The sequence below is a fragment of the Bordetella sp. BOR01 genome (assembly GCF_019218885.1).
Lineage (GTDB): Bacteria > Pseudomonadota > Gammaproteobacteria > Burkholderiales > Burkholderiaceae_B > Bordetella_A.
The window spans coordinates 394,793-415,011 of sequence record NZ_JAHUWT010000002.1; the positions used below are offsets into that span (position 1 = coordinate 394,793).

18 protein-coding genes are annotated in these 20,219 nt (G+C 60.9%); 9 read left to right on the top strand and 9 right to left on the bottom strand.

The genetic code is table 11. The features are described 5' to 3' along the window. The first annotated feature begins 48 nt into the window (after window positions 1-48). The 6 genes from KW845_RS09645 to KW845_RS09670 all read left to right on the top strand — a co-directional run bounded on the left by KW845_RS09645 (window position 49) and on the right by KW845_RS09670 (window position 7,203). Entirely contained in the window at window positions 49-1,302 is a 1,254-nt protein-coding gene (locus KW845_RS09645) for an ABC transporter substrate-binding protein (protein ID WP_218369011.1), read from the top strand. A 27-nt stretch (window positions 1,303-1,329) separates the two neighbouring features. Then, window positions 1,330-2,349, top strand: a complete 1,020-nt coding sequence (locus tag KW845_RS09650) for an amidohydrolase (RefSeq protein ID WP_218369012.1) — start codon at window positions 1,330-1,332, stop codon at window positions 2,347-2,349. A gap of 72 nt (window positions 2,350-2,421) precedes the next feature. Beyond that, window positions 2,422-3,381, top strand: coding sequence for a tripartite tricarboxylate transporter substrate binding protein (locus KW845_RS09655; RefSeq protein WP_218369013.1), 960 nt, complete (start codon window positions 2,422-2,424; stop codon window positions 3,379-3,381). A 14-nt stretch (window positions 3,382-3,395) separates the two neighbouring features. Continuing rightward, the gene (locus tag KW845_RS09660) at window positions 3,396-4,454 is read left to right on the top strand and encodes a 2-hydroxyacid dehydrogenase (RefSeq protein ID WP_218369014.1); all 1,059 of its coding nucleotides are present in this window, start codon (window positions 3,396-3,398) and stop codon (window positions 4,452-4,454) included. Beyond that, entirely contained in the window at window positions 4,451-5,818 is a 1,368-nt protein-coding gene (locus tag KW845_RS09665) for an MmgE/PrpD family protein (protein ID WP_218369015.1), read from the top strand. The genes KW845_RS09660 and KW845_RS09665 overlap by 4 nt, the downstream gene beginning before the upstream one ends. After that, window positions 5,800-7,203 (top strand): MmgE/PrpD family protein, encoded by a 1,404-nt coding sequence (locus tag KW845_RS09670; RefSeq protein WP_218369016.1) that lies wholly within the window; start codon window positions 5,800-5,802, stop codon window positions 7,201-7,203. Before KW845_RS09665 ends, KW845_RS09670 begins: the two co-directional genes overlap by 19 nt. 30 nt (window positions 7,204-7,233) lie before the next feature. On the opposite strand, the gene KW845_RS09675 is transcribed toward KW845_RS09670, so the two are convergent. From KW845_RS09675 to KW845_RS09695, 5 genes are all read right to left on the bottom strand, one after another. Continuing rightward, window positions 7,234-8,427, bottom strand: a complete 1,194-nt coding sequence (locus tag KW845_RS09675; protein WP_218369017.1) for a CaiB/BaiF CoA-transferase family protein — start codon at window positions 8,425-8,427, stop codon at window positions 7,234-7,236. Window positions 8,428-8,452: 25 nt separating this feature from the next. Next, window positions 8,453-10,051, bottom strand: coding sequence for an AMP-binding protein (locus KW845_RS09680; RefSeq protein WP_218369018.1), 1,599 nt, complete (start codon window positions 10,049-10,051; stop codon window positions 8,453-8,455). Between the two features lie 69 nt (window positions 10,052-10,120). Then, window positions 10,121-10,573: a Zn-ribbon domain-containing OB-fold protein gene (locus KW845_RS09685; protein ID WP_218369019.1), complete on the bottom strand. Its 453-nt coding sequence runs from the start codon at window positions 10,571-10,573 to the stop codon at window positions 10,121-10,123. Between the two features lie 11 nt (window positions 10,574-10,584). Beyond that, complete coding sequence (locus tag KW845_RS09690; RefSeq protein ID WP_218369020.1) at window positions 10,585-11,766, bottom strand: thiolase family protein; 1,182 nt, start codon at window positions 11,764-11,766, stop codon at window positions 10,585-10,587. Beyond that, complete coding sequence (locus tag KW845_RS09695; RefSeq protein WP_218369021.1) at window positions 11,763-12,932, bottom strand: thiolase family protein; 1,170 nt, start codon at window positions 12,930-12,932, stop codon at window positions 11,763-11,765. The genes KW845_RS09690 and KW845_RS09695 overlap by 4 nt, the downstream gene beginning before the upstream one ends. A 131-nt stretch (window positions 12,933-13,063) precedes the next feature. On the opposite strand from KW845_RS09695, the gene KW845_RS09700 reads away from it, so the two are divergent. The 3 genes from KW845_RS09700 (at window position 13,064) to KW845_RS09710 (ending at window position 16,131) form a co-directional block, all read left to right on the top strand. Continuing rightward, a complete protein-coding gene (locus KW845_RS09700; protein ID WP_255592636.1) occupies window positions 13,064-13,987 on the top strand; it encodes a LysR family transcriptional regulator in 924 nt (307 codons plus the stop codon). Window positions 13,988-14,281: 294 nt separating this feature from the next. Next, complete coding sequence (locus KW845_RS09705; protein ID WP_218369023.1) at window positions 14,282-15,409, top strand: aminotransferase class V-fold PLP-dependent enzyme; 1,128 nt, start codon at window positions 14,282-14,284, stop codon at window positions 15,407-15,409. 212 nt (window positions 15,410-15,621) lie between these two features. Further along, entirely contained in the window at window positions 15,622-16,131 is a 510-nt protein-coding gene (locus KW845_RS09710) for a hypothetical protein (protein ID WP_218369024.1), read from the top strand. 135 nt (window positions 16,132-16,266) lie between these two features. Here the strand turns inward: KW845_RS09710 and KW845_RS29460 are convergent, their stop codons facing one another. The 4 genes from KW845_RS29460 to KW845_RS09730 all read right to left on the bottom strand — a co-directional run bounded on the left by KW845_RS29460 (window position 16,267) and on the right by KW845_RS09730 (window position 19,509). Beyond that, on the bottom strand, window positions 16,267-16,800 hold the full coding sequence (locus KW845_RS29460) for a nucleotide pyrophosphohydrolase (protein ID WP_255592521.1): 534 nt from the start codon (window positions 16,798-16,800) through the stop codon (window positions 16,267-16,269). Between the two features lie 41 nt (window positions 16,801-16,841). After that, window positions 16,842-18,041 (bottom strand): hypothetical protein, encoded by a 1,200-nt coding sequence (locus tag KW845_RS09720; RefSeq protein ID WP_218369025.1) that lies wholly within the window; start codon window positions 18,039-18,041, stop codon window positions 16,842-16,844. Window positions 18,042-18,124: 83 nt separating this feature from the next. Continuing rightward, entirely contained in the window at window positions 18,125-18,481 is a 357-nt protein-coding gene (locus tag KW845_RS09725) for a hypothetical protein (protein ID WP_218369026.1), read from the bottom strand. A gap of 8 nt (window positions 18,482-18,489) precedes the next feature. Next, window positions 18,490-19,509 carry a hypothetical protein gene (locus KW845_RS09730; RefSeq protein WP_218369027.1) on the bottom strand — a complete coding sequence of 340 codons (1,020 nt, stop codon included), beginning with the start codon at window positions 19,507-19,509 and terminating at the stop codon, window positions 18,490-18,492. Window positions 19,510-20,219 lie beyond the last annotated feature (710 nt).

The following is a 20,219-nucleotide window of genomic DNA, read 5'->3' on the forward strand; positions in this document are numbered from 1 at the left end:
TCGGAAGGCATTGCCGCGGCGTTTTCATCAGAATAGGAGGAAGACAAAATGAGCAACCTGGCATTCAGTTCCATCCGGCGCCGCGGCATCATGGGCGCCATGCTGACCGCGGTCTTCTCGATGGCAGGGGGGGCTGTGCTGGCGCAGCCAGCCGTGTCCGAGGTCAAGCTGGCCGTGATCGTGCCGCTGTCGGGGCCGTGGGCACGTAATGGCGAACTTCATCTGAAAGGCGCCCAGGCTGCCGTCGAAGATATCAACGCGGCCGGCGGCATCAAGGCGCTGGGCGGTGCCAAGATCAAGCTGCTGCCGGTGGATGCCGGCGACAGCGTCGAGAAAGCCAGAAGCGCGGCGCAGCGCCTGTTGGCGTCCGAACCGGATCTGGTGGGCGCCACGGGTAGCTTCGTCAGTTCCTTTACCTTGGCGGTCACCGAGATGACGGAACGGGCCGAACTGCCGTTCTTGACTCTGTCTTATTCCGACCAGATCAATGATCGCGGCTTCAAGTATGTGTTCCAGACGTCGCCTTCGGCCAATGCCCAGGCCCAGGCCATCTTGCCCATCGTGATGAGGCTGGCGAGCGAGAGCGGGGGAAAGACGCCACAGACGGTCGGCATTGTGATGGACAACACGGCTTCGCCAGTCAGTTTCACCAAATCGATGCGCGAAGGGGGGTTCCAGCAGCAGAACTTGAAGCTGGTGGTCAACGAAGTCTATACGCCGCCGCTGTCGGACGCCACTTCGATGGTGCAGCGCTTGCGCAATACACGGCCCGACTTCGCCTTCCTGCTGTCGACCAATGTGCCCGACACAAAACTGCTGCTCGAGAAAATGCGCGAAATGCGGCTGGGCAATGGCGTCATGCCGGTGATTACCAATGGCGGCCACATGGGTGCGCCCGAACTGCTCAAGGTCATGGACAAGCAAAGCCTGGAAGGCGTGATGGTGGTCATCGCGAATTGGGGAGGCAAGGGAAACGAGGCGGTAATGCGCGCGTTTAGCGAAAAATTCAAAGAGCCATGGATGACCCAGGACAGTATGTCGACTTACGGCGACATGTGGGTATTCAAAGAAGCCATGGAAAGCGCCAAGTCGGCTGACAGGCGCAAGGTCGCTGCAGCCATTCGCGCCATGGACACGACCGAAGGCGCAGCCAAGTTTTATGCGGGCGGCCATTTGAAATTCGATGCCCAGGGGCGCCGTGTCGATGCAGAAACGGTCATCCTGCAATGGCGCGACGGCAAGCCGGTGCCGGTCTACCCCCCCAGCCTGGCTGTCGCAGAGCCGCGCTGGACCAAGCGATAGCGCAATAGGCCAGCAGGAGACGACGGCATGATCGGCTCGTTCGACGAAGCATGGCTCGGGTTGGTGCAAGAAGACGTGCTGGATCCGGCGCTGCCGATTGTCGATCCGCACCACCATCTGTGGCAGCATGGCCGGCGCTATTTGCTGGATGAACTGCTTGCCGACCTGGCAGATGGCCATCGCGTGGTGGCAACGGTGTTTTGCCAGTCGGAATATGGATACCTTGCTGAAGGTCCGCAAGCGCTGCGCCCGGTGGGCGAGACCGCGCTGATGGCGGGGCTGGCCGAGCAGGCCCGGCGCCAAGGCGTGCGCACGCAGGTGTGCGCGGGCATCCTGGGCTATGCCGATCTGCAATTGGGCGACGCGGTGCTACCCGTTTTGCAGGCACACATCGAGGCTGCGGCGGGCCGTTTCCGGGGGGTGCGTCATGTCGCGGCACGGCATGACGCATTCAGCGTCCGGATGGCGTACCAACCTGCCGCGGCTTTGCTGGCGGACCCGATGTTTCGCAAGGGGTTGGCACAGTTGCAGGCGTTGGGGCTGGTGTTCGAGGCCTGGGTATACCACCCGCAGCTAGCCGAAGTGCTGGCGCTGGCGCGCGCCATGCCTGGGTTGGCCATCGTGTTGAATCACTGCGGCGGCCCGTTGGCTGCCGGGCCGTACCGGGGCAAGCGCGCCGAAGTGTTTCCCGTGTGGCGCGATGCCATGCGGCAACTGGCGGCGTGCCCCAATGTCGTGGTCAAGCTGGGGGGGTTGGGCATGCCGATCGGCGGTTTTGATTTCCACAAGCAGCCACGGCCGCCGACGTCCCAGGAACTGGTCGATGCTTGGCGGCCTTATATGGAGCCTTGTCTCGAGGACTTTGGCGCGTCGCGATGCATGTTCGAAAGCAACTTTCCAGTCGACAAGGCGATGCTTGGCTATCGCGTCCTGTGGAATGCCTACAAAAAACTGGCCGCCGGGACATCAAGCGCCGATAGGGCAGGTTTGTTCCACCAGACGGCCGCGCGCGTGTATCGCCTGAATTTGCCTCGCGCGGGCCAATGAAGGCTTGACCTGTCATTGACGAACACTTCCGCCGCAATTGGCGTGGCGGTCGATAACATATCTGGAGACAACATGAAATTTTGGACTGTTATTTTGTCTGTTGCATTGGCTGCCGCAAGTGGCCAGGCGATTGCCGCCAGCTATCCGGCAAGAGCGGTGCGTATTGTGGTCCCGTTTGCACCGGGCGGCATCGGCGACGGCGCTGCCCGCCTGCTGGCCACGAAGCTGACCGAGCAGACGGGGCAGCCCTTCGTGGTCGAGAACCGCACCGGAGCGGGTGGCCGCATCGGCTACGACTACGTGGCCAAGGCCGATAACGACGGCTACACCCTGGTTGCGATCGACACGTCATACAACATGTATCCCGGCCTGTACGCCAAGCTGCCGTGGAATATCGACGAAGATCTGGTGGGTATCACGCGTTCATCCGAAACGCCTTATGCCCTGATCACCAGTGCTGATTCCAAGATGAAGACCGTGGGTGACCTGGTGGCGGCGGCCAAGGCCGAGCCGGGCAAGATCAACTATGGTTCGGCGGGCATCGGCAGCGCCAACCATGCGGCCACCCATCTGTTTGCACAAGCGGCCGGCATCGAGTTGTCGCATGTTCCATACAAAGGCATGGGCGATGCGCTGGTCGGCCTGTATGGCGGGTCGGTCGAGCTGATGCTGACCGCGCTGCCCACTGCAGCCGGCCAACTGGCCAGCGGAAAAATCACCGTGCTGGGGGTGTCGTCCCAAGCGCGCTTGCAGACATTCCCGGACATCCCGACGATTAAAGAACAGGGTGTGGATTACGTAGGGGGCAACTGGTTTGGCCTGGCCGCGCCCAAGGGCACGCCGCCCGAGATCATCGAGTTCCTGCATCAACAGACCGTCAAGGCGTTGGCCTCGGCCGACCTGCGCAAGTCCTTCGAGACCTTGGGCTTGCAGCCCGTGGGCGACACGCCGCAGGCGTTCAACAAGTTGCTGCATGAGCAGACCCGGTACTGGACGGATGCGCTGCGCAAGGCGAACATTCAGCCTCAGTGATAAGGAGTTGCGCAATGCATCCGCGGATAGTTTTCCTGGACGATGACCCTGTCATACGCATCGCCCGTTATGTGCTGCTGAATCGTCATGACGACCCATGGGTCCGTGATTTCTTTGCACCCGAACTGGCCGATTTGTCGGTCGTCCGCCACTCTGCGCGCGGTATCACCAGCGCGGATGGATCCACGGTCGAATTGGCGTCGGGGCCGGTGCGCAACGCCGACATCATCGTCTATCGCCGTGGCTTGGTGGATGCCGGGGTGCTGGCCGCCAACCCCGCCCTGCGGCTGATCGTTCGCCTGGGCGAGCGCGCCGATGGTGTCGATATTGCCGCGGCGCAGGCTGCCGGAGTGAACGTGGTGTGTGTGCCGCGCCGTACGCTGCGCTATACCGCCGAACATGCCTTGCTGCTGATGATGGCGCTGGCGCGCCGTTTGCTGCCGGCCGACCGCGCGGTGCGCGAAGGCCGCTATGACGCCGCGCACGTGCATCCCATCGAGAACGTGTCGTACAACTGGGCGAACCTGGTTGGCTCTACCGGTTTGCACGGTAGCACGCTGGGGGTGATAGGCCTGGGCGAGGTGGGTACCCTGGTGGCGCGCCTGGGGCACGCGTTTGGCATGCATGTGCTGTATTACAAGCGGAACCGCGTGTCCATTGGCCAGGAAAGCGCGCTGAGCATCGAATATGCCGCCCTGGACGATCTGCTGGCGGCATCCGATTTTGTGTCGCTGCATGTCGACAACACGCCGCAGAACGCCAATTTGATCGGTGCGGCGGCCTTTGCGGCCATGCGTGCGCAGGCATTCTTCATCAACGTCAGCCGCGGACGCCTGGTAGACGAAGATGCACTGTATGACGCCCTGGCAACGGGCCGTATTGCGGGCGCCGGGCTGGATACGCATCGAATCGAACCGCGGCCGGCGCATGATCGCTTCTCGAAACTGGATAACGTCATCTTGACCCCCCATTTTGCCGGCGGGGCACGATCTGGCGTGTTGAGCGAGATAGACGTGATTTTCAAATCCATCCATGAGGCGCTGGCTGAAGTGTCGGCATCGAACACACCATGAACGACACGCTGAGCAACCGAATTGCGCAATGGAGTGCCGGATTCTCGATCGAGATATTGCCGCCGCCGGCCGTTGCCCTGGTGAAACGGGCATTTCTGGATACGCTGGCCGTGACCTTGCTGGGTTCCCGGCTCGATGGCCCGCGCATCGTCGCCGATATCGAACTGGCGCGCGGCGCGGCGCCGGCGGCCTCGATCCACGGCATGGGCGGCAAGACTGATCTTCTGAGCGCCGCCCTGATCAATGGCACGTCGGCGCACGCAGAGCTGTTCGACGACAATAGCGTGCCCATGATTGCCCACCCCAGTTCACCGCTGGTATCGGCGCTGCTGCCATTGGCCCAGGTGCATGATCTGCCGGGCCGCAGCCTGATCGAGGCCTACAGTGTCGGCTTCGAGGTCGGTGTGGCACTGGGGCGGGCGGCCAATCCCGCGCTGTACGAAAAAGGCTGGCACGTGACCCGTGTGCTGGGGGTTGTCGGCGCGACCGCCGCCTGTTGCCGGCTGCTGGGCCTGCCGCTCGAGCGCACGGTGGCGGCGTTGGGTATTGCCGCCACCATGGCCAGCGGCCTGCGGCAGAACTTCGGCACCATGACCATGGGCTTGCATGTGGGGCTGACGGCGCGCGACGCGGTGCACGCCACATTGCTGGCTCAATCCGGCATGAGCGCGGATGCGGCCGGGCTGGACGGAAAGTACGGCCTGTTCCCCACCTTCTCGCCGCACGCCTTCGTGCCTCCAGACTTCGGCCGGCCGCTGGAATTGATGGCCTCGGGCATTACTTTCAAGCCCTATCCTTCTGGTGCACCGACGCATGCCGCCGTGGACGCGGCGCTGGCGCTGCGCGCCCGGCCGGGATTCGACGCCGCGCGGATCACGCATATCACTTGCCTGGTGCATCCCTGGAACGCCATGACACTGCGCGAGGAAGAGCCATGCAATACCTTGCAAGCGCGGGTGAACATGCGTTATTGCGTTGCGGCCGCGATGCTTTACGGCGAACTGACATTCCGGCAGTTCGATGACAGCGTGCTCGGCGATCCGGCGTTGACGCGCTTGATGCAAGCGACTGCCATCGAGATGGCTGACGGTCTTCCTGACAATGGCGAGTTTCCCGCTGAATTGCGCGTGCAAACCCAGGATGGCAACACCTGGGTAGAGCGGCGCGATGTGCCACCGGGGGGATCCAGCCGGCCATTGGCCGACAGCGACATCATTGCCAAGTTCGAGTCGTGCGCCAGTGTGTCTTTGTCGGCCGAGACGACCGAGCACGTCATCGGCATGGTGCTGGGCCTTGACGGCCTGGCGTCGGCCGCCCCACTGTGTGAATCGCTGGAGGGCCGCCCATGCGGCAAGCAGACATGACACCTACCGTCAACCAAGTTGCCGCCCAGTGGATGTCGGCACTGGCCTGGAATCAGATCCCCGCTGACCTGGTCGCCAGCGCGAAGCTGCGGATACTGGATACGCTGGGCGTGGCATTGGCGGCCAGTGCGCAGCAATATGGCGATGTCATGGGCCGCGCCGTGGCCGATTTCGAACAGCCGGGGCCTTGCCGGGTGCTGGGCATGCACCTCACCACAGGTCCGGCCTGGGCCGCCCTGGCCAACGGCATGCTGGCGCACGCGTTGATCTTCGACGACACCCATAGCGCTTCGATCGTTCATCCCACCAGCCCTTTGCTGGCGGCAACCTTGGCCGCAGGGGAAAAAGTCGGGGCCACGGGGCAGGAATTGCTGCTGGCCCTTATCGGCGGTACCGAGCTGGCCTGCCGCATCGGCCTGGTGGCACAGGGCGGTTTTCACGTTGCGGGTTTCCAGCCTACGGCGATTGCCGGGCCGTTCGGCTGTGCTTATGCAGCCAGCCGGCTGTACGGCCTGGATGCCGCGCGTACCGGCCATGCCGCCGGTATCGCTGGCAGCATGGCTGGCGGAATCAATGAAAGCTGGACAGACGGCACTTGGGCGCAGATCATGCACCCCGGCTGGGCCGCCCACAGCGGGATCACGGCGGCAACGCTGGCCAAGAGCGGTTACTCGGGGCCTGGCACGGTATTCGAGGGGCGTTTCGGCTTGTTTCGCACTCACATCCAGCGCGATGATTTCCAACCCGATTTCACACGCATAACCGACGGCCTGGGCGAAGATTGGCAGGGGCGGCATATTGTTTTCAAGCCATATCCATGCGCCCACGTGATCCATCCGTTCCTGGATGCCATCCTTGAAATGCGGCGCCAAGGGCTGCGCGCGGAAGATGTCGAGCGCGTGGTGTGCCCCATCGCAGAATACATGGTGCGTATCGTGTGCGCTCCTGCCGATGAGAAGCGTCGTCCGCTGGGCGAAGCGCAGGCCCGCACCAGCTTGCAGTATTCGCTGGCCGAGGCACTATGTACCGGCCGGCTGGACGCGGGAAGTTATTCGCCGGCCAACATGGCGGACCCTGCCATCCTGGCGCTGGCGGATCGAATCGAGCATGCAGTCGACGATGCTGCACCCGATAGCCGGGCCTACAAAGGCTGGGTGATCGTCCAGACGAAAGATGGCCGGCGGGAGAAAATCGTGCCGCATACTCGTGGCAGCGCCGAGAATCCCATGAGCCGCGCCGATGTGCTGGCCAAATTCTCGGCCAATGCCAGCCTGTGCCTGCCCAAGCAACGCGTCGACGCCATTGTGCAGGCGGTTGGCCAGCTCGAGCACCAGTCGGTTCGGCAACTGATGGCACTGTGCGTGCCGGAAGAGGCACCCGCGTAGGAGGGCGCCGGCAGTATGCCGGCCGGGATCTCAGACGACGCCGCTGGCCCGCATGTGGTCGATCGCCGCGGCGTCATAGCCCAGTTCGGCCAGGATTTCATTCGAATGTTCGCCCAGCGTCGGCGGCGGCCGGCGCAACTGGCCCGGGGTGTCGGAAAACTTGACCGGGAAGCCCAACTGCGGGATCGTGCCTTCCACGGGGTGGTCCATGTGCTGGATCAGCCCGCGAGCGGTCACGTGGGGGTCGGCCAGGGCTTCGCCCATGGTGTTGACCGGCGTCACAGGTAGATCGTGGCCCGCCAGGAAGCGGCACCATTCGTCGCGCGTTCGGCTGGTGAACAGCGCCGCCAGCGATTGCTGCTGGGCATCGCGGGCCTGGCCTTCAGGCCATTGTTGATCCTTCCACTGCACCAGGCCGGTTACCTCGCAGAACCGCATCCAGAAATGTTCTTCGAACGCGGCCAGCGCCAGGTAGTTGCCGTCCTGGCAGCGATAGACGTTGTAGCAGGGCGCACCGCCCAGGTTCAGGTATTCGCCGCCGTGGGGCTCGCGGCCCGCGAACAGCGGCTCGGCAGCGTGGTAGGCCAGGAAGGATTGCGCGCCGTCGAACATCGATACATCGACCATCTGGCCCCGTCCGGTTGTCTGGCGCGCCACGATCGCCGCCAGAATGCCGAACACGCCCATCAACGAGCCGCCACCGATGTCGGCCACCAGGGTGCCCGGTACCGCCGGTCTTCCGCCCCGGCCGAACATCTGCAGGGCGCCTTGCAGCCCCATATAGTTCAAGTCATGGCCGGGCAGGTGCTTGTACGGTCCGTCCTGGCCAAAGCCGGATATCGCGCAATAGATCAGGCGCGGATTGCGCGCTGACAGCGCTTCGTAGTCCAGGCCCAGGCGCTGCATCACGCCGGGCCGGAACCCTTCAAGCACGACGTCGGCGCGATCCGCCATCGCCATGAAGACCTGCTTGCCAGCCTGGCTCTTCAGGTTCAGCGTCAAGCTGCGTTTGTTGCGATTACACAGCAGGAAGGTGCCCGAGTCTTGCCGGTTGATCGGCGCGAAGTCGCGCTGGTAATCGCCGCGCCCCGGGGCCTCGACCTTGATGACGTCTGCGCCCAGGTCCGCCAGCATTTGCGTGCAAAGCGCCCCGGGCAACAGCCGGCTGGCATCGACGATGCGGATGCCGGCCAGTGCCTGCGGCGCGGTGGGGTCGGAATGCATGTTTGCGCCTTTGGGATACGCCATTTCAGGCGCCAGGGGGTTCATCCATGAACAGCGAAGGCAGCTTCAGTTTCTGCACTTTGCCGGTCGTGGTCAGGGGCAAGTCTTCCTGCCGGACGAAGCGATACAGGGCGGGCACCTTGTAGGCCGCCAGATCGCGTCGGCACAGCGCGGTAAGGTCCGCCACGCTGGGAGCGGTGTCGCCGTGAGTGACCACCACCGCGGCCAGGACCTGGTCCACCACCGGGTCTGCCACGCCCACCACGTAGGCGGCGTGGACATCGGGGTGCCGCATCAAGGTCTCTTCCACTTCGATAGGCGCGATGTTGATACCGCCGCTCTTGACCATTTCAGTAATACGGCCGCGGTAGAACAACCGGCCGGATGCATCCGTCAGGCCCAGGTCTCCGGAACGCAGGTATCCCTTGTGATCGAAGGCTTCGCGGGTCTTGGCCTCATCCTTGTAGTAGCCGGCAAACAAATAGCCTTTAATACGGATTTCGCCTATCTCGCCGGTGTCTCGCTCGTGCCCGGTTTCCGGGTCACATATCCGCACGTGCACACCGGGCAGCGGCATGCCGACCGAGTGCAGGCGCATATCCAGCGAGTCATCGACATCGGTCACCGCGCAGTTGCCGTAGGTCTCAGTTAGACCGTAGACGTTGCAGATCTGGTGCACGCCCAGGTCCATGATGCGCTTGAGCTGCTCCGGCGTGCCTATGGTGGCTCCGCTGCGCAGGGACGACAGGTCGCGTTGCGGGCGATCTGGATGGTCTTGCAGCGCATACGCCATATTGGGAGTGCCGTAGAACAGCGTGCAGCGTTCGCGTTCGATGAGGGCAAGCGCCTCGCCGGCGTCGAACTTTTCCTGCAGGCACAGGCAACCGCCATGTGTCAGCACGTTGGCGGTGGCGTTCACACTGCCGAAGCTCCAGAACAGCGATACTACCAGCCAGATTCGGTCATCTGCCGTGGTGTGCTGGCGTTCGCCGATGTTCCACCCGTTCTCGATCGAAGCCTGATGGCGCAGCAGAATTCCTTTAGGCGCGGCTGTCGAGCCCGAGCTATACAACAAGAATGCGACATCTTCGCCACCGACTTCCCGGCCGCGCGCCTCGGCCTGTGCCACGCTGACGCCTCGCAGCAGCGTGCTCCAATCGTTCCATCGATAGTCGCTGTTGCTGGCGTTTTGTGCGGCGCCCAGCCAGACCACATGCTGCAGCAACGGTAGGCGCGGACGGACGTCGGCCAGCGTCTGCCGGTAATCGTGGCTGCGGATGCCTTCAATGGCGAGCAGTATCGTGACATCGGCATGATGCAGCGCATATTCCAGTTCGCGTGGCGTGGCCCAGGTGTTCAGCGCGACCACCACGGCGCCGACTTGGTGGATCGCCAGAAACGAAACGATCCACTCGGGCCGGTTATTCATCAGGATGGCGACGTGGTCTCCGCGACGTACGCCCAGGTTCAACAGGCCGCGCGCAACGCGCAGGACTTCGGTGTGCAGTTCGGCATAGGTCAGGCGTTGCCCGGACCCGACTACGGCCTCTCTTGGCCCATAGCGCAGCGCTTGTTCTGCGAGCAAGGCCGGGAAGGTCTTGCCCGCGGGGAGTGATGCGGCCATTTTGTGTTTCTTCTCCTGTTGCAGGCTACAGGCCGCCACCGCGAGCGGCCGCTGTTGTTGCTGTTCTCGTCAGGCGAGTTCGAACCAGAAATCGAGCACGTCGCCGGTGCGTTCTTTGGCGAAGTGAGTCATGACGCGCGTGCCGATCGCCAGCTTCTCGGCGGCTTCGGCCGGGTTGCTCAGATCCACGTTCTTGAAGTAGCCGCCGATAGCGGTGTCGGCGCCTTCGAGCAGCACGTAGCCGAAGGCATAGGGGGGAGGAGGCAGGTTCTTGAATGCGTCATAGACGATAGTGAAAGCTTCGATCACGCCTGCCGGGCCCACCTTGACCCAATCGGTCGTGGGCTCCAGCGTTTGGTCCGAAAAGGCGCGCGGCGGCACCAGCACCCGCCCAGACTTGGGGCAGCGCCGGCCGTAAATCTCGGCGTCATCGCGGATCTTGGTATAGAACCAGCTGGCGGTCTCGCCCAGCGCGTGTTCGTAGGTGATGTTCCAGTTTTCGGTTCGCTTCAATAGTTCCATCGTCCTCTCCGTCAAGCCTCTACGACCATCGTTCCGAAGAACTGATGGTCACCGCCATTGCCGCTGGCAATGGCCACTTTTGCTCCTGGTACCTGGTGCTGTCCTGCGCGTCCCCATACCTGCAGCGCGGCCTCTGCCACGCGGATCATTGCGGTCACCGCGATCGGGTTCGAGCAGACCGTGCCGCCCGAAGGATTTACGGGCAGGCGGCCGCCTATCCTGAAATAGTCTTCTTCCTTGAGCATGCGGGGAGACTGCCCAAGCGGCGCCAGTCCGGCGGCCTCGATAGCGTGGAATTCCGTGTTGCTGAAAGGCGCATACAGCTCGGCCACGTCGACTTGGCGTACGGGGTCGGTAATACCGGCCATCTTGTACGACCGCTGGAACGATTCGCCCAGCGCATGCGCATCGGCATGGTCGGCGGTGAAGCCTTTGCCCATGCGGTCGCCCAGGTAGTAGCTCTCGGACGAATGCGCCACGCCGGTGATCCACACGGCTTCCAGATTGTTGGCACGGATGTAGTCTTCCGAGGCCAGCACCATGGCGCAGCCTCCGCTCGATTGGGGGCAGCAGTCGAACAGCTTGATCGGCCACGAGATCATGCGTGAATCCATGACCTCTTCGATGGTGGTCTCTTTGCGCAAATGGGCACGGGGGTTCAAGGCCGCGTGGGCGCGGTTTTTAACAATGACGCGTGCCATGTCTTCTTGGGTCATGCCGTACTTGTGCATGTACCGCAGCGCCGACATGGCCAGCATGGTGATGGTTCCCAGGGGCAGTGATCTTTCGTAGGTGGGGTCCCAGATCTTGTTCATGATGGTCTGCGAGTCACCGCATTCGCCGACTTTGTCTGCGCCGGCCACCAGCACGATGTCGCAGACGCCTGCCGCGACGTGCGAGTGCGCGGCAGCCACGGAGGAGATACCGGTAGATCCACCGGTGTTGATCCGCATGAAGCGCTTGTTGTGCGCACCGACCGCATCCACGCCCAGGCGTTCGGCGTTGCCGATGCCCAGCAATGCATCGGGCGCCAGCGAGTAGACCACCGCCTCCATGTCTTCCAACGAACGCTGGCAGTCGTTCAACGCCAGCGAGACGGCTTCGCGCACAAGTTCGGGATAGTTCGCGTCGTCTCGGCGCGATTTATAGTCAGATTGTCCGATTCCGATGATTCCGACACGGGGTGCCTTCATTGCTGAGCCTCTTTAGGGTCGCGTCCAAATACGACAACGGTGTTGTATTGCATGGCAAAGCCGCTGGCACCGTGTGCCAGCGCCTTGTTGGCGCGGTCGGCCTGGTGCCGTCCGGCGCATCCCCGCACCTGGTTTGCGGCTTCGGCGATGCGCAGCAATCCAGTGCAGAACACCGGGTTGAATGACAGCGCTCCGCCGGAGAGATTGACCGGGAGCGCGCCGCCGCGCTTGAAGTCGCCTCGGCCGATCCTTGCACTCCATTGCTCCGCTTCGCAAAGGCCCAGGGCTTCGAGCGCAATCAGTTCTTGATATGGGGTGGCATCGGCCACTTCCGCCAGGTCGAATGATGTGGCGGCGTCCTTGATGCCGGCAGCTTCGTATGCTTGCCGAGCCGCCGATCGCAGCGAAGGCAGGTCGGCAAGGTCGCGGTCTCCCAGGAAGCCTGGCTCGGTGGCCCAGCCAATGCCCTGGATCCAGGCAGGATTGGCAATATTGCGTTCGGCAATGAATTCATCGCTGGCCAGCACCAGGGCCACCGCGGCGAAAGCCGGTTTGCTGACCATGCCTTCGGTCAAAGGCCAGCGTACGACGCGGCCGCTGGCAATGATCTCAGGCTCGACAGGGTGGGCCGAGAACTCGGGATAGGCAATGGCGGCATGCTTGCGATTGCTCTCGGCGATCGCGATCGCTGCGTCGCGAATGCCGGGTACGCGCGCTTCCAGCGCGTTGGCTTGCAGCCCGTGCGACGACAGGTCGTCCAGGGGAAGCTGGCGATGGAAGTAAGGATCGGTTCCCAGGCGCTGGGCATCGTTTAGCGCTGCGGTCTCCAACGGACTCCAGGACACGATCAGTTGCGTGCGGAACTGGCCGGATGCCACGCGCAGGCTACCCAGCACGAAAGCATGTTCGGCGCAGGAGGGTGTAGAAAGAATATCGCGGCCGACACCGCCCACCGATCCGGATGCCGCCATGATGGCAATGGCTCGGCCATCGTATTGATCGTTTGCCGCGACGACGATGCCGTCGATGTCTGCGATATCCAGTCCGGCGTCCAGCAGGGCATTCCGGGTGACTTGATGCAAGGCTTCTTCAAGCGATGCGGTATCGTGGTACCGGGGGGTATGAAAGGCGCATCCAATCATGCCGGTCTGCAATGCTGTTTTCATCCGTCTCTCGCCTCTTATCGTTGGCACTCCAAGCAGGGAATCGCTTGCGGCGCATTCAGGATTGCAAATGTAGTGGGCGTGAAACATAATAAAAAGACGTCTTTTTTTATATTTATTAATCGGTTTTTTTGATGAAACACGTCAACCTACAAAGCTTGGATACGCTGTGTTGCATCGCCCGGTTAGGGACTTTCCAGGCGGCGGCATCGCACTTGAACGCCACCCAGCCCACCATCTCGGGGCGCATCCGCGATCTGGAAAATGCCGTCGGCGTTGCGTTGTTTCAGCGGCAGGGGCGCCGTATGGTCCTGACGATTCAAGGCAGGGAACTCGTGCGCAAAGTCGAGCCCCTGCTCAGGTCGCTCGATGACGCCCTGGTGTCGCTGGACAACCCAGCAGCCGCCAGCGGCATTGTGCGCATCGGTGCGGGCGAGATTGTGGCGCTGAGTTGGCTGCCCACGCTGGTCGGGCAATTGAAAACCCTGATGCCGAAAGTGACCTACGAGATCGAGGTGGACCTTACCGTGAACATGCGGCATCGGCTCGAGAACGGGCAGATCGACATCGCGATCGTTGCCGCGCCTATTGCACTGAACCAGATCGATTCGATATCCCTGGGAGCGGTGCCTATGTGCTGGACCATCGCCCCGGCCTTGAAAGCCACGGTGGCGGAACGCAAACTCGCGCCCGGCGAATTATTGGCGGCATTTCCTGTGTGGTCCCTGCATCGGCCATCGGCGATTTTTCCGATGACGACTTCTGCCCTGCGGGAATTCGGCGTCGAGGCCGATAGCATCGACACCAGCGACAACATGCTCAGCATCGTCAAGATGATCGTCAATGGCTGTGGCATCGCCCTGTTGCCGCGCGTGTTGGTCCAAGAACATCTGGCGCGCGGCGAACTCGAGCTGCTCTGCCCGAAGCTACCCGAGCCCGAGCTGGAGTTCGTGGTGGCCTGGAATACTGAACAGGCTCAGTCGACCATCAAGCACATCGTGAAAATGGCGGTGGCAATTTCGACATTTTCGGGAATGGCAGGTGCCACGCAAGCCTAGATGTTCGCGGATAGGTATTCGCAGCCTGGAGAGGCCCGGGGAGATCAGATTTGACTGCAGGAAATTCGTGAAACAAAAAAGGCCGTCCCTGCGTAAACAGAGACAGCCTTCAAAATTGGTGCTTGGTCCGCTTGGTCCATTAGGAATCTACGGTCCTTCATCGGCTGCAGCCACTTCCGCAAGGTCAGTGACTGGCTGCGCGAGCATGGCGAGGTCGGTATAAACTGGGCCAAAAGCCAGACGCCCTGACTGCTGTTCGGGGGCGACGCTAATACAACACTTAGGAGAGAAGACATGCCCAGTCTGTTGCTCGACGTTGACCCGGATGGTTTGCTGGAATATTCGGTGGTGTACACCGATCGTGCCGTCAACCATATGTCGAACGCCTTTCAGGGCGTGATGAAAGACATTTCCAGGGTGCTGAAGCAAACCTATAACGCCTCGTCCGCCATCGTCGTGCCGGGCAGCGGTACCTTCGGCATGGAAGCCGTCGCGCGTCAGTTCGCCACGAACAAGCGCTGCCTGGTTATCCGCAACGGCTGGTTCAGTTATCGCTGGACGCAAATCTTTGACATGGGCAGCATTCCCTCAGAAACGGTCGTGCTCAAGGCGCGCCCCCAAGACCCCGGTAGGCAGGCGGCTTTCGTTCCGCCACCGGTGGACGAAGTCGTTGCGGCCATCAAGCAGCATAAACCCGACCTGGTGTTCGCACCGCACGTCGAAACCGCATCAGGCATCATTCTGCCCGATGATTACATGCGCAAAGTGGCCGATGCAGTGCACGCCGAGGGCGGGCTCTTCGTCCTGGACTGCATTGCATCGGGCACGATATGGGTCGACATGAAGGCGGTCGGCGTCGATATTCTGATCAGCGCTCCCCAGAAGGGCTGGACGGCATCGGCATGCTGCGGCCTGGTCATGCTGGGTGATTCGGCCCGTCAACGTATCGGCGACACGGTCAGCACCAGCTTTGCGGCCGACTTGCGCAAATGGCTGCAAATCATGGAAGCCTATGAAGGCGGCGGCCACGCTTACCACGCTACCTTGCCTACTGACTCATTAAGAATATTGCGCGATGTCATGTTAGAAACCGAGGCGTACGGTTTCGACAAAGTGCGCGCTGAACAACAGGCGCTGGGCAATGCGGTGCGCGCCTTGCTAAGGGAAAGGGGCTTCAAGAGTGTTGCGGCCGACGGCTTTGCTGCGCCTGGCGTCGTGGTCAGCTACACCGACGACGATGACATACATTCGACCCGCAAATTCGCCAAGGTAGGCATCCAGGCGGCCGCGGGTGTGCCATTGCAGTGCGACGAGCCCAGCGACTTCAAGACCTTCCGGTTGGGTTTGTTCGGGCTGGATAAGCTGCACAATCTGGATCGTACGGTGGGTAGCCTGAAGCAGGCACTGGACGCCATGTCCTGATGGGCGTCCACGAATACCCGTTTGGCCCATGAAAATCCAGTATAGTCAAACGTTGAACGATGGAGGCCGATTCCGGACGTCTTTTATGAGGCGCCGCGATATGTCCTGATCATGGAGGCGTCCATCAAACCATCGTTTGTTGGAATGACCGGTTTGACGAGTCTGACAATGCCGCAGAGCCAGTCCTATCCAACGCAAAGTGGAGGATCTGCATGTACTTCATCGGCTATCACGGCACGAGCGAGGCGTCGGCCGTAAATATTCTCACTGTAGGAATCCAGGAGCGGTTCCTGCCGCCAACGGGGCAGATCGGTCGAGGGTTCTATGTCGCAAAAATGAATGGCAAGCTGCCGCACTGGGGCTCCGAACAAGCGACTGCGCCAGCCCGTGCGCGCCAGTCGCGCTTTGCTCAGATGGTCAGCCTGCTTACCGGCGAGGCGAGGAATCCATGGCTGGACAGCAGCGCCAAGCGGACGATCCTGAAAATCTATGCCACGCGTCCGCTGCTGCGCTGCAAGTGGAACATAATGAACTCCGGTGATTTGGGCTTTTTGAAGGCCGTGCTGTACAACAACGACGGCCCGGGTCTAGATCTGGCGGGCGATGGCCAATGGTTGCAGATGGTCATACCGCCGAAGGACCTTCAGTACCTGCGTGCAAGACGAGATGACGGTCTTTTCGAGATGCCGCAAAACTGGTATTCGAAAGAGTCTACGACCTGAGGGGAAGAACCCGAAACTGTATTTGACGCATTGACTCGGTCAAACAAAAAGCCGCTCTGCGTTGTGAACTGACCCCCAGAAGTTGGACGATCAGAAGCTAAAGCCCGAAGGCCTGAGCTCGGTATTGCACCGGACTCATAGCTCGGTGTATTTTTTTGCGGTTCCCTTTGCCTTGTGCACTGGATACTTTTCTTCATTCTTGTCGATTTTCTCTAGAATGATCTTCTCTATGTCGAAGTTGTAAGCATCGGACAGTAGCAGTGCATAGGCCAGGACATCGGCAAGCTCTTCCTTCACCTTCTCAGGGTCGGCGGCTTCAGGGGCTTTCCATAGAAAAGCCTCCAGCAGTTCGCTGGCCTCGATGTTGAGCGCCATGGCCAAGTCTTTGGGGTTGTGGAATTGCTGCCAGTTTCGCTCGTCGCGGAACTGGCGCAGCCGCTGAATGACTTGATCCATTTCCTGCCTTTCCCGGGTGAGGTTGCAGGAATGGATGATAGCTTGCTCGGCGGCGGGTTGCACTCGTGATTGGCCAAGCCTGCGGATACCGGTACACCCGACGACGCTGTCAAGACCACTCTTTTGCAGGTCGCCACCTAATCGCGTTTTCGCACAGATTGTTGCTGATGGGCCGGGCGGCGCACGTGCGCCCGGCATCGGCCGTCCCGTCATGCCGAACTGCGGCTTGCCGGTGAAATTGCAGCAGTCGTTTATCAGTCTGACGCCGTGCGCGGTGTGAAGAAACTGGCCGCCTTTGTGAGCCTGCGACGCAAACGCTCATCGGCCGGCTGCTCTTTCAATGCCGCCTCTATAGCTTCCCGGCCGGGCTGTCGTGCCATCACAAGACCATGGATCGCAGCCTCGCTGACCTTTTCGTCGTCGGTGCGCTTTAGTATGGCGATATATGCGGCCGACAAGCGTGGGTCGTCTTGAAGGCGGGTGTTGGTGACCCTTGTCAGATCACCGATTTCCTCCGGATCGTTCGAGGCCTGCAGCACGGCAAAAAGCTGTGTTTTCCCGGGCTCGCCGGTCGCTAGCAGTGCGGACACAAGCTCGACCCGCTCCTCGATCCTGTGAGCCCGTTCGAATGCGCTGGCAAGAGCGGCGGCGACGCGCTCGCTGAGGTCCGTGTGTTTCCTGACTTTGCTGGCAGCAAAACTCAGTTCGACTTCCGTTCTGGCCGAAGCGAGATCTTTCAAGGCGGATTCCAGCAAATCGCTGCTTTTTATACCCGCCTTGTCTAGTGTTCGTGCCGCTAACTGACGGGCTTCGGAGTTGTCGGATTTAAGCAAATCCTGCAATTTCGCGATCGACTGCTCGCTCAGTTCCGTATCATAGAGGACCCTGGCTAAATCGCCGGTAAACCTGTCGTTGGTGCTGCGGTAGAAAGCGTCCTGCACGAGCGGCAAAACCTCTGCCCCCTGATAAACGATCGCAGCGGATGCCGTGGCACGCAAGGCCTGGTCTTCCGTTCGTTCCAGCAGTGCAAGCAATCCGGGACCGAACTCTGCCGGGTGGGGAGCCACAACGCTGAAATTGGCAAGATTGGCTTCAAGTTGCGTATTTCTCGTCTCAAGAAGCAGTTTTCCGGTAAGAGAGACCAGTTCGGGCGGCAACTCGATTGCTTCCCGCTTGAGTTTCATCTGACCAACAATATTGGCAAGCACATAGGTGATATTGAGGCGTTCATCGTCATCCTTCGCTGCAGCCAGACGTTTAGTCAGATCCGGCAGAGCATCGCTTCCAAGCGCGACCACGGTACGCGCTGCGCCATAGAATGCTTCTTCGCTTTGGGCAGACGCCATCGCCTCAAACGCATCTTGAATAGGTTTTTCTAGTGTGTCGGCCAAGGACGGAACGCTTGCGGCCAGAAATGCAGCAATCAGGCAAGCGGGTAAAAAGGGATGTTTCATAAGATTGGTTCGTTTTCCTGCACTGTTTTGTGGGGGGCTCGGGATGCTTGCTGGAGGGGAATCCTGGTTAGCGGAAATTGAACTCAAGCTCTGTTGCTCTGCGATAAGGCGATGATCCAAAACAGCCCTGCGACAACGGCGCCATGAGCCGCCATCGCTGCAAAGCCAAGAACAATCCACACCGGGCCTTCGTGATATCCACCATCAAGCGCTACCAGCACACAACCCGCGAAGAATCCAAGTCCAGCGCCGCCAAGAAGCACAGCCTTCAAGCTCAGCCATCCCAAATGCCGGGCGGCAAAAAATGCGGGGATGCCGAGCACTAACGCAAGAGGATAACTGATCATGATGATCGGAAAACCTCGAAAACCTTTCATGAAGAAGATTTGCAGCACTCCTGATGCAAGAGGCGACAACGCAAATCCCAGCATGATCCGCACGACAGCTATCACGGCACCAGCCCGGAGCGCCCGCCGAATGACCCTATAAGAGCCAGTACGACCGTGACGCAAGCAATAAGCATCCCGCCGCTGGGGATGAACGAAAAAGAAGTCGCCTGTTTCAGAAGGCCCATTCCTACGCAGACAAGAACCTGGATACCAGCCACAGCCAGAAGGATCGCCCTGATATCGCTGCGTACGATATCCGGCCGCACGATCCGGATAAGTCGATAATAGGCGCAGACGAAAAGCGGCATCAGAATGGCGGACAAGGCCAGAGCCGCCATGGTCAACAACCCGGGCGCATCGGAAAACAACTCCGGGGCCAGCACCATGGGGATGATGAAGAAATAGCCCGCAACGGTATTGGCGAGAATGGGCGGCCAGAGCAGAACTGCGAGTGAAATGGGTTGCCCATCTTCGCCGTCCTTCCCGGACAGCAGCCGGTTGGCGACAACAATCATCACGACGGCAAGGATGATCGCAAGGCTGGTCACCAGCCAGTCCATGAAGGTGGCCGCGCCAAAGCGCGTCAGTTCAATCGATGTGGCGAATTCACGCGGCAATGCGCCAAGCAAAGGAATCGCCAGCAGCAACCAGATGCCATTCCCCAAATTGGGCACACGCACCATGTCGGCCAGCCAGATCATCACCGCAGAAGCGCCGACGAATGACACCACTCCAGCGCCCGTCACGCCAGGAGCGTCATCCACGAGGCCCATGGCAGAAAGTGCGCTCATGACGCCATATCCCTGTATGGCGGTGAGAACGATGATGATGGCCTTGATGACCAGGCTCGTCCGAAACGTATTTTTCGAAGAAGCCATCTGCCAGCGCGCGAAAGAGGGAAAGGCCAGTTTCGCGATTTCCGCATAAGCGAACACCGCGAGGAGCGGCATGACCCCAAGGGCAAAGATGGAGAACCGCGCCATCGCTCCGTTAGGCGAGTAGGCCAGTTGCTCGGCCAGGGCAGCGGTATCGATGCCGGGCACGGGAATTCGCGAGCCAACAAGAAGAACGATGATCACCGACGCGATCGGTGCCACCGCTTGCCATCGCGATGTCGCAGAATTTCGGACTGTACTGCCCCTTTGCTGACTCATATGCCTCAGGTTATTGCGGAAAATTGGCAGGGCCGCTTTGGATCAGTCATGGAACGACCGGGGGCTGCCTGCGGCAGTACTTTACAACCGTATACAGCATAGGGGTAGTTTGAACTGATCGTACGGTGAAGAAGAGACCTTGCGTCGTCTGATGACGATTAATAGCTGGTCCCGAATACAGGCCGAACAAGCAACGAAGGATGCCATGGTCCAGTGGGAGCAACGTTCATTGCACGAATGGACGAGTGACTATAGCTGGGTAACGCGAGTGCATGGCTTTGTGCCCGACGAGGCAGGCCATACAAGGGCAGAGATAGCGAACCGTGAATAAGTTGTTGCCGCGCGTCAGCACGCGGGAAAGGCCAAGTTCGATGAGTTGTCCGGCTTTCAGCCTTGTCCAGACTCTCCCCATCCGATGCCACAACCAGAGCGCAATACCAGACGCTTGATAATCGGTGTGCCGAGGTCGCTGTTTCGTTGATGCCCCATTCCATGATGGTGAGGCTGAAGGCTTGGCTGAGTGGGTCGGAGTGAGGCGGAAGGTCATCCGCCCAGTTGCGCTTTACCACGGTACCGAACTGTACTTGGCTCGCAAAACTGAAAAATCCCTTGGTGCCAGGGCAAGAAGACGAAAA

Coding starts and splice junctions, on each gene's coding strand:
- KW845_RS09670 (WP_218369016.1), top strand. CDS start 5,800: ATGCGGCAAGCAGACATGACACCTACCGTCAACCAAGTTGCCGCCCAG.
- KW845_RS09645 (WP_218369011.1), top strand. CDS start 49: ATGAGCAACCTGGCATTCAGTTCCATCCGGCGCCGCGGCATCATGGGC.
- KW845_RS09655 (WP_218369013.1), top strand. CDS start 2,422: ATGAAATTTTGGACTGTTATTTTGTCTGTTGCATTGGCTGCCGCAAGT.
- KW845_RS09710 (WP_218369024.1), top strand. CDS start 15,622: ATGTACTTCATCGGCTATCACGGCACGAGCGAGGCGTCGGCCGTAAAT.
- KW845_RS29460 (WP_255592521.1), bottom strand. CDS start 16,800: ATGACGGGACGGCCGATGCCGGGCGCACGTGCGCCGCCCGGCCCATCA.
- KW845_RS09650 (WP_218369012.1), top strand. CDS start 1,330: ATGATCGGCTCGTTCGACGAAGCATGGCTCGGGTTGGTGCAAGAAGAC.
- KW845_RS09680 (WP_218369018.1), bottom strand. CDS start 10,051: ATGGCCGCATCACTCCCCGCGGGCAAGACCTTCCCGGCCTTGCTCGCA.
- KW845_RS09690 (WP_218369020.1), bottom strand. CDS start 11,766: ATGAAGGCACCCCGTGTCGGAATCATCGGAATCGGACAATCTGACTAT.
- KW845_RS09675 (WP_218369017.1), bottom strand. CDS start 8,427: ATGCATTCCGACCCCACCGCGCCGCAGGCACTGGCCGGCATCCGCATC.
- KW845_RS09700 (WP_255592636.1), top strand. CDS start 13,064: ATGAAACACGTCAACCTACAAAGCTTGGATACGCTGTGTTGCATCGCC.
- KW845_RS09685 (WP_218369019.1), bottom strand. CDS start 10,573: ATGGAACTATTGAAGCGAACCGAAAACTGGAACATCACCTACGAACAC.
- KW845_RS09705 (WP_218369023.1), top strand. CDS start 14,282: ATGCCCAGTCTGTTGCTCGACGTTGACCCGGATGGTTTGCTGGAATAT.
- KW845_RS09695 (WP_218369021.1), bottom strand. CDS start 12,932: ATGAAAACAGCATTGCAGACCGGCATGATTGGATGCGCCTTTCATACC.
- KW845_RS09665 (WP_218369015.1), top strand. CDS start 4,451: ATGAACGACACGCTGAGCAACCGAATTGCGCAATGGAGTGCCGGATTC.
- KW845_RS09660 (WP_218369014.1), top strand. CDS start 3,396: ATGCATCCGCGGATAGTTTTCCTGGACGATGACCCTGTCATACGCATC.
- KW845_RS09720 (WP_218369025.1), bottom strand. CDS start 18,041: ATGAAACATCCCTTTTTACCCGCTTGCCTGATTGCTGCATTTCTGGCC.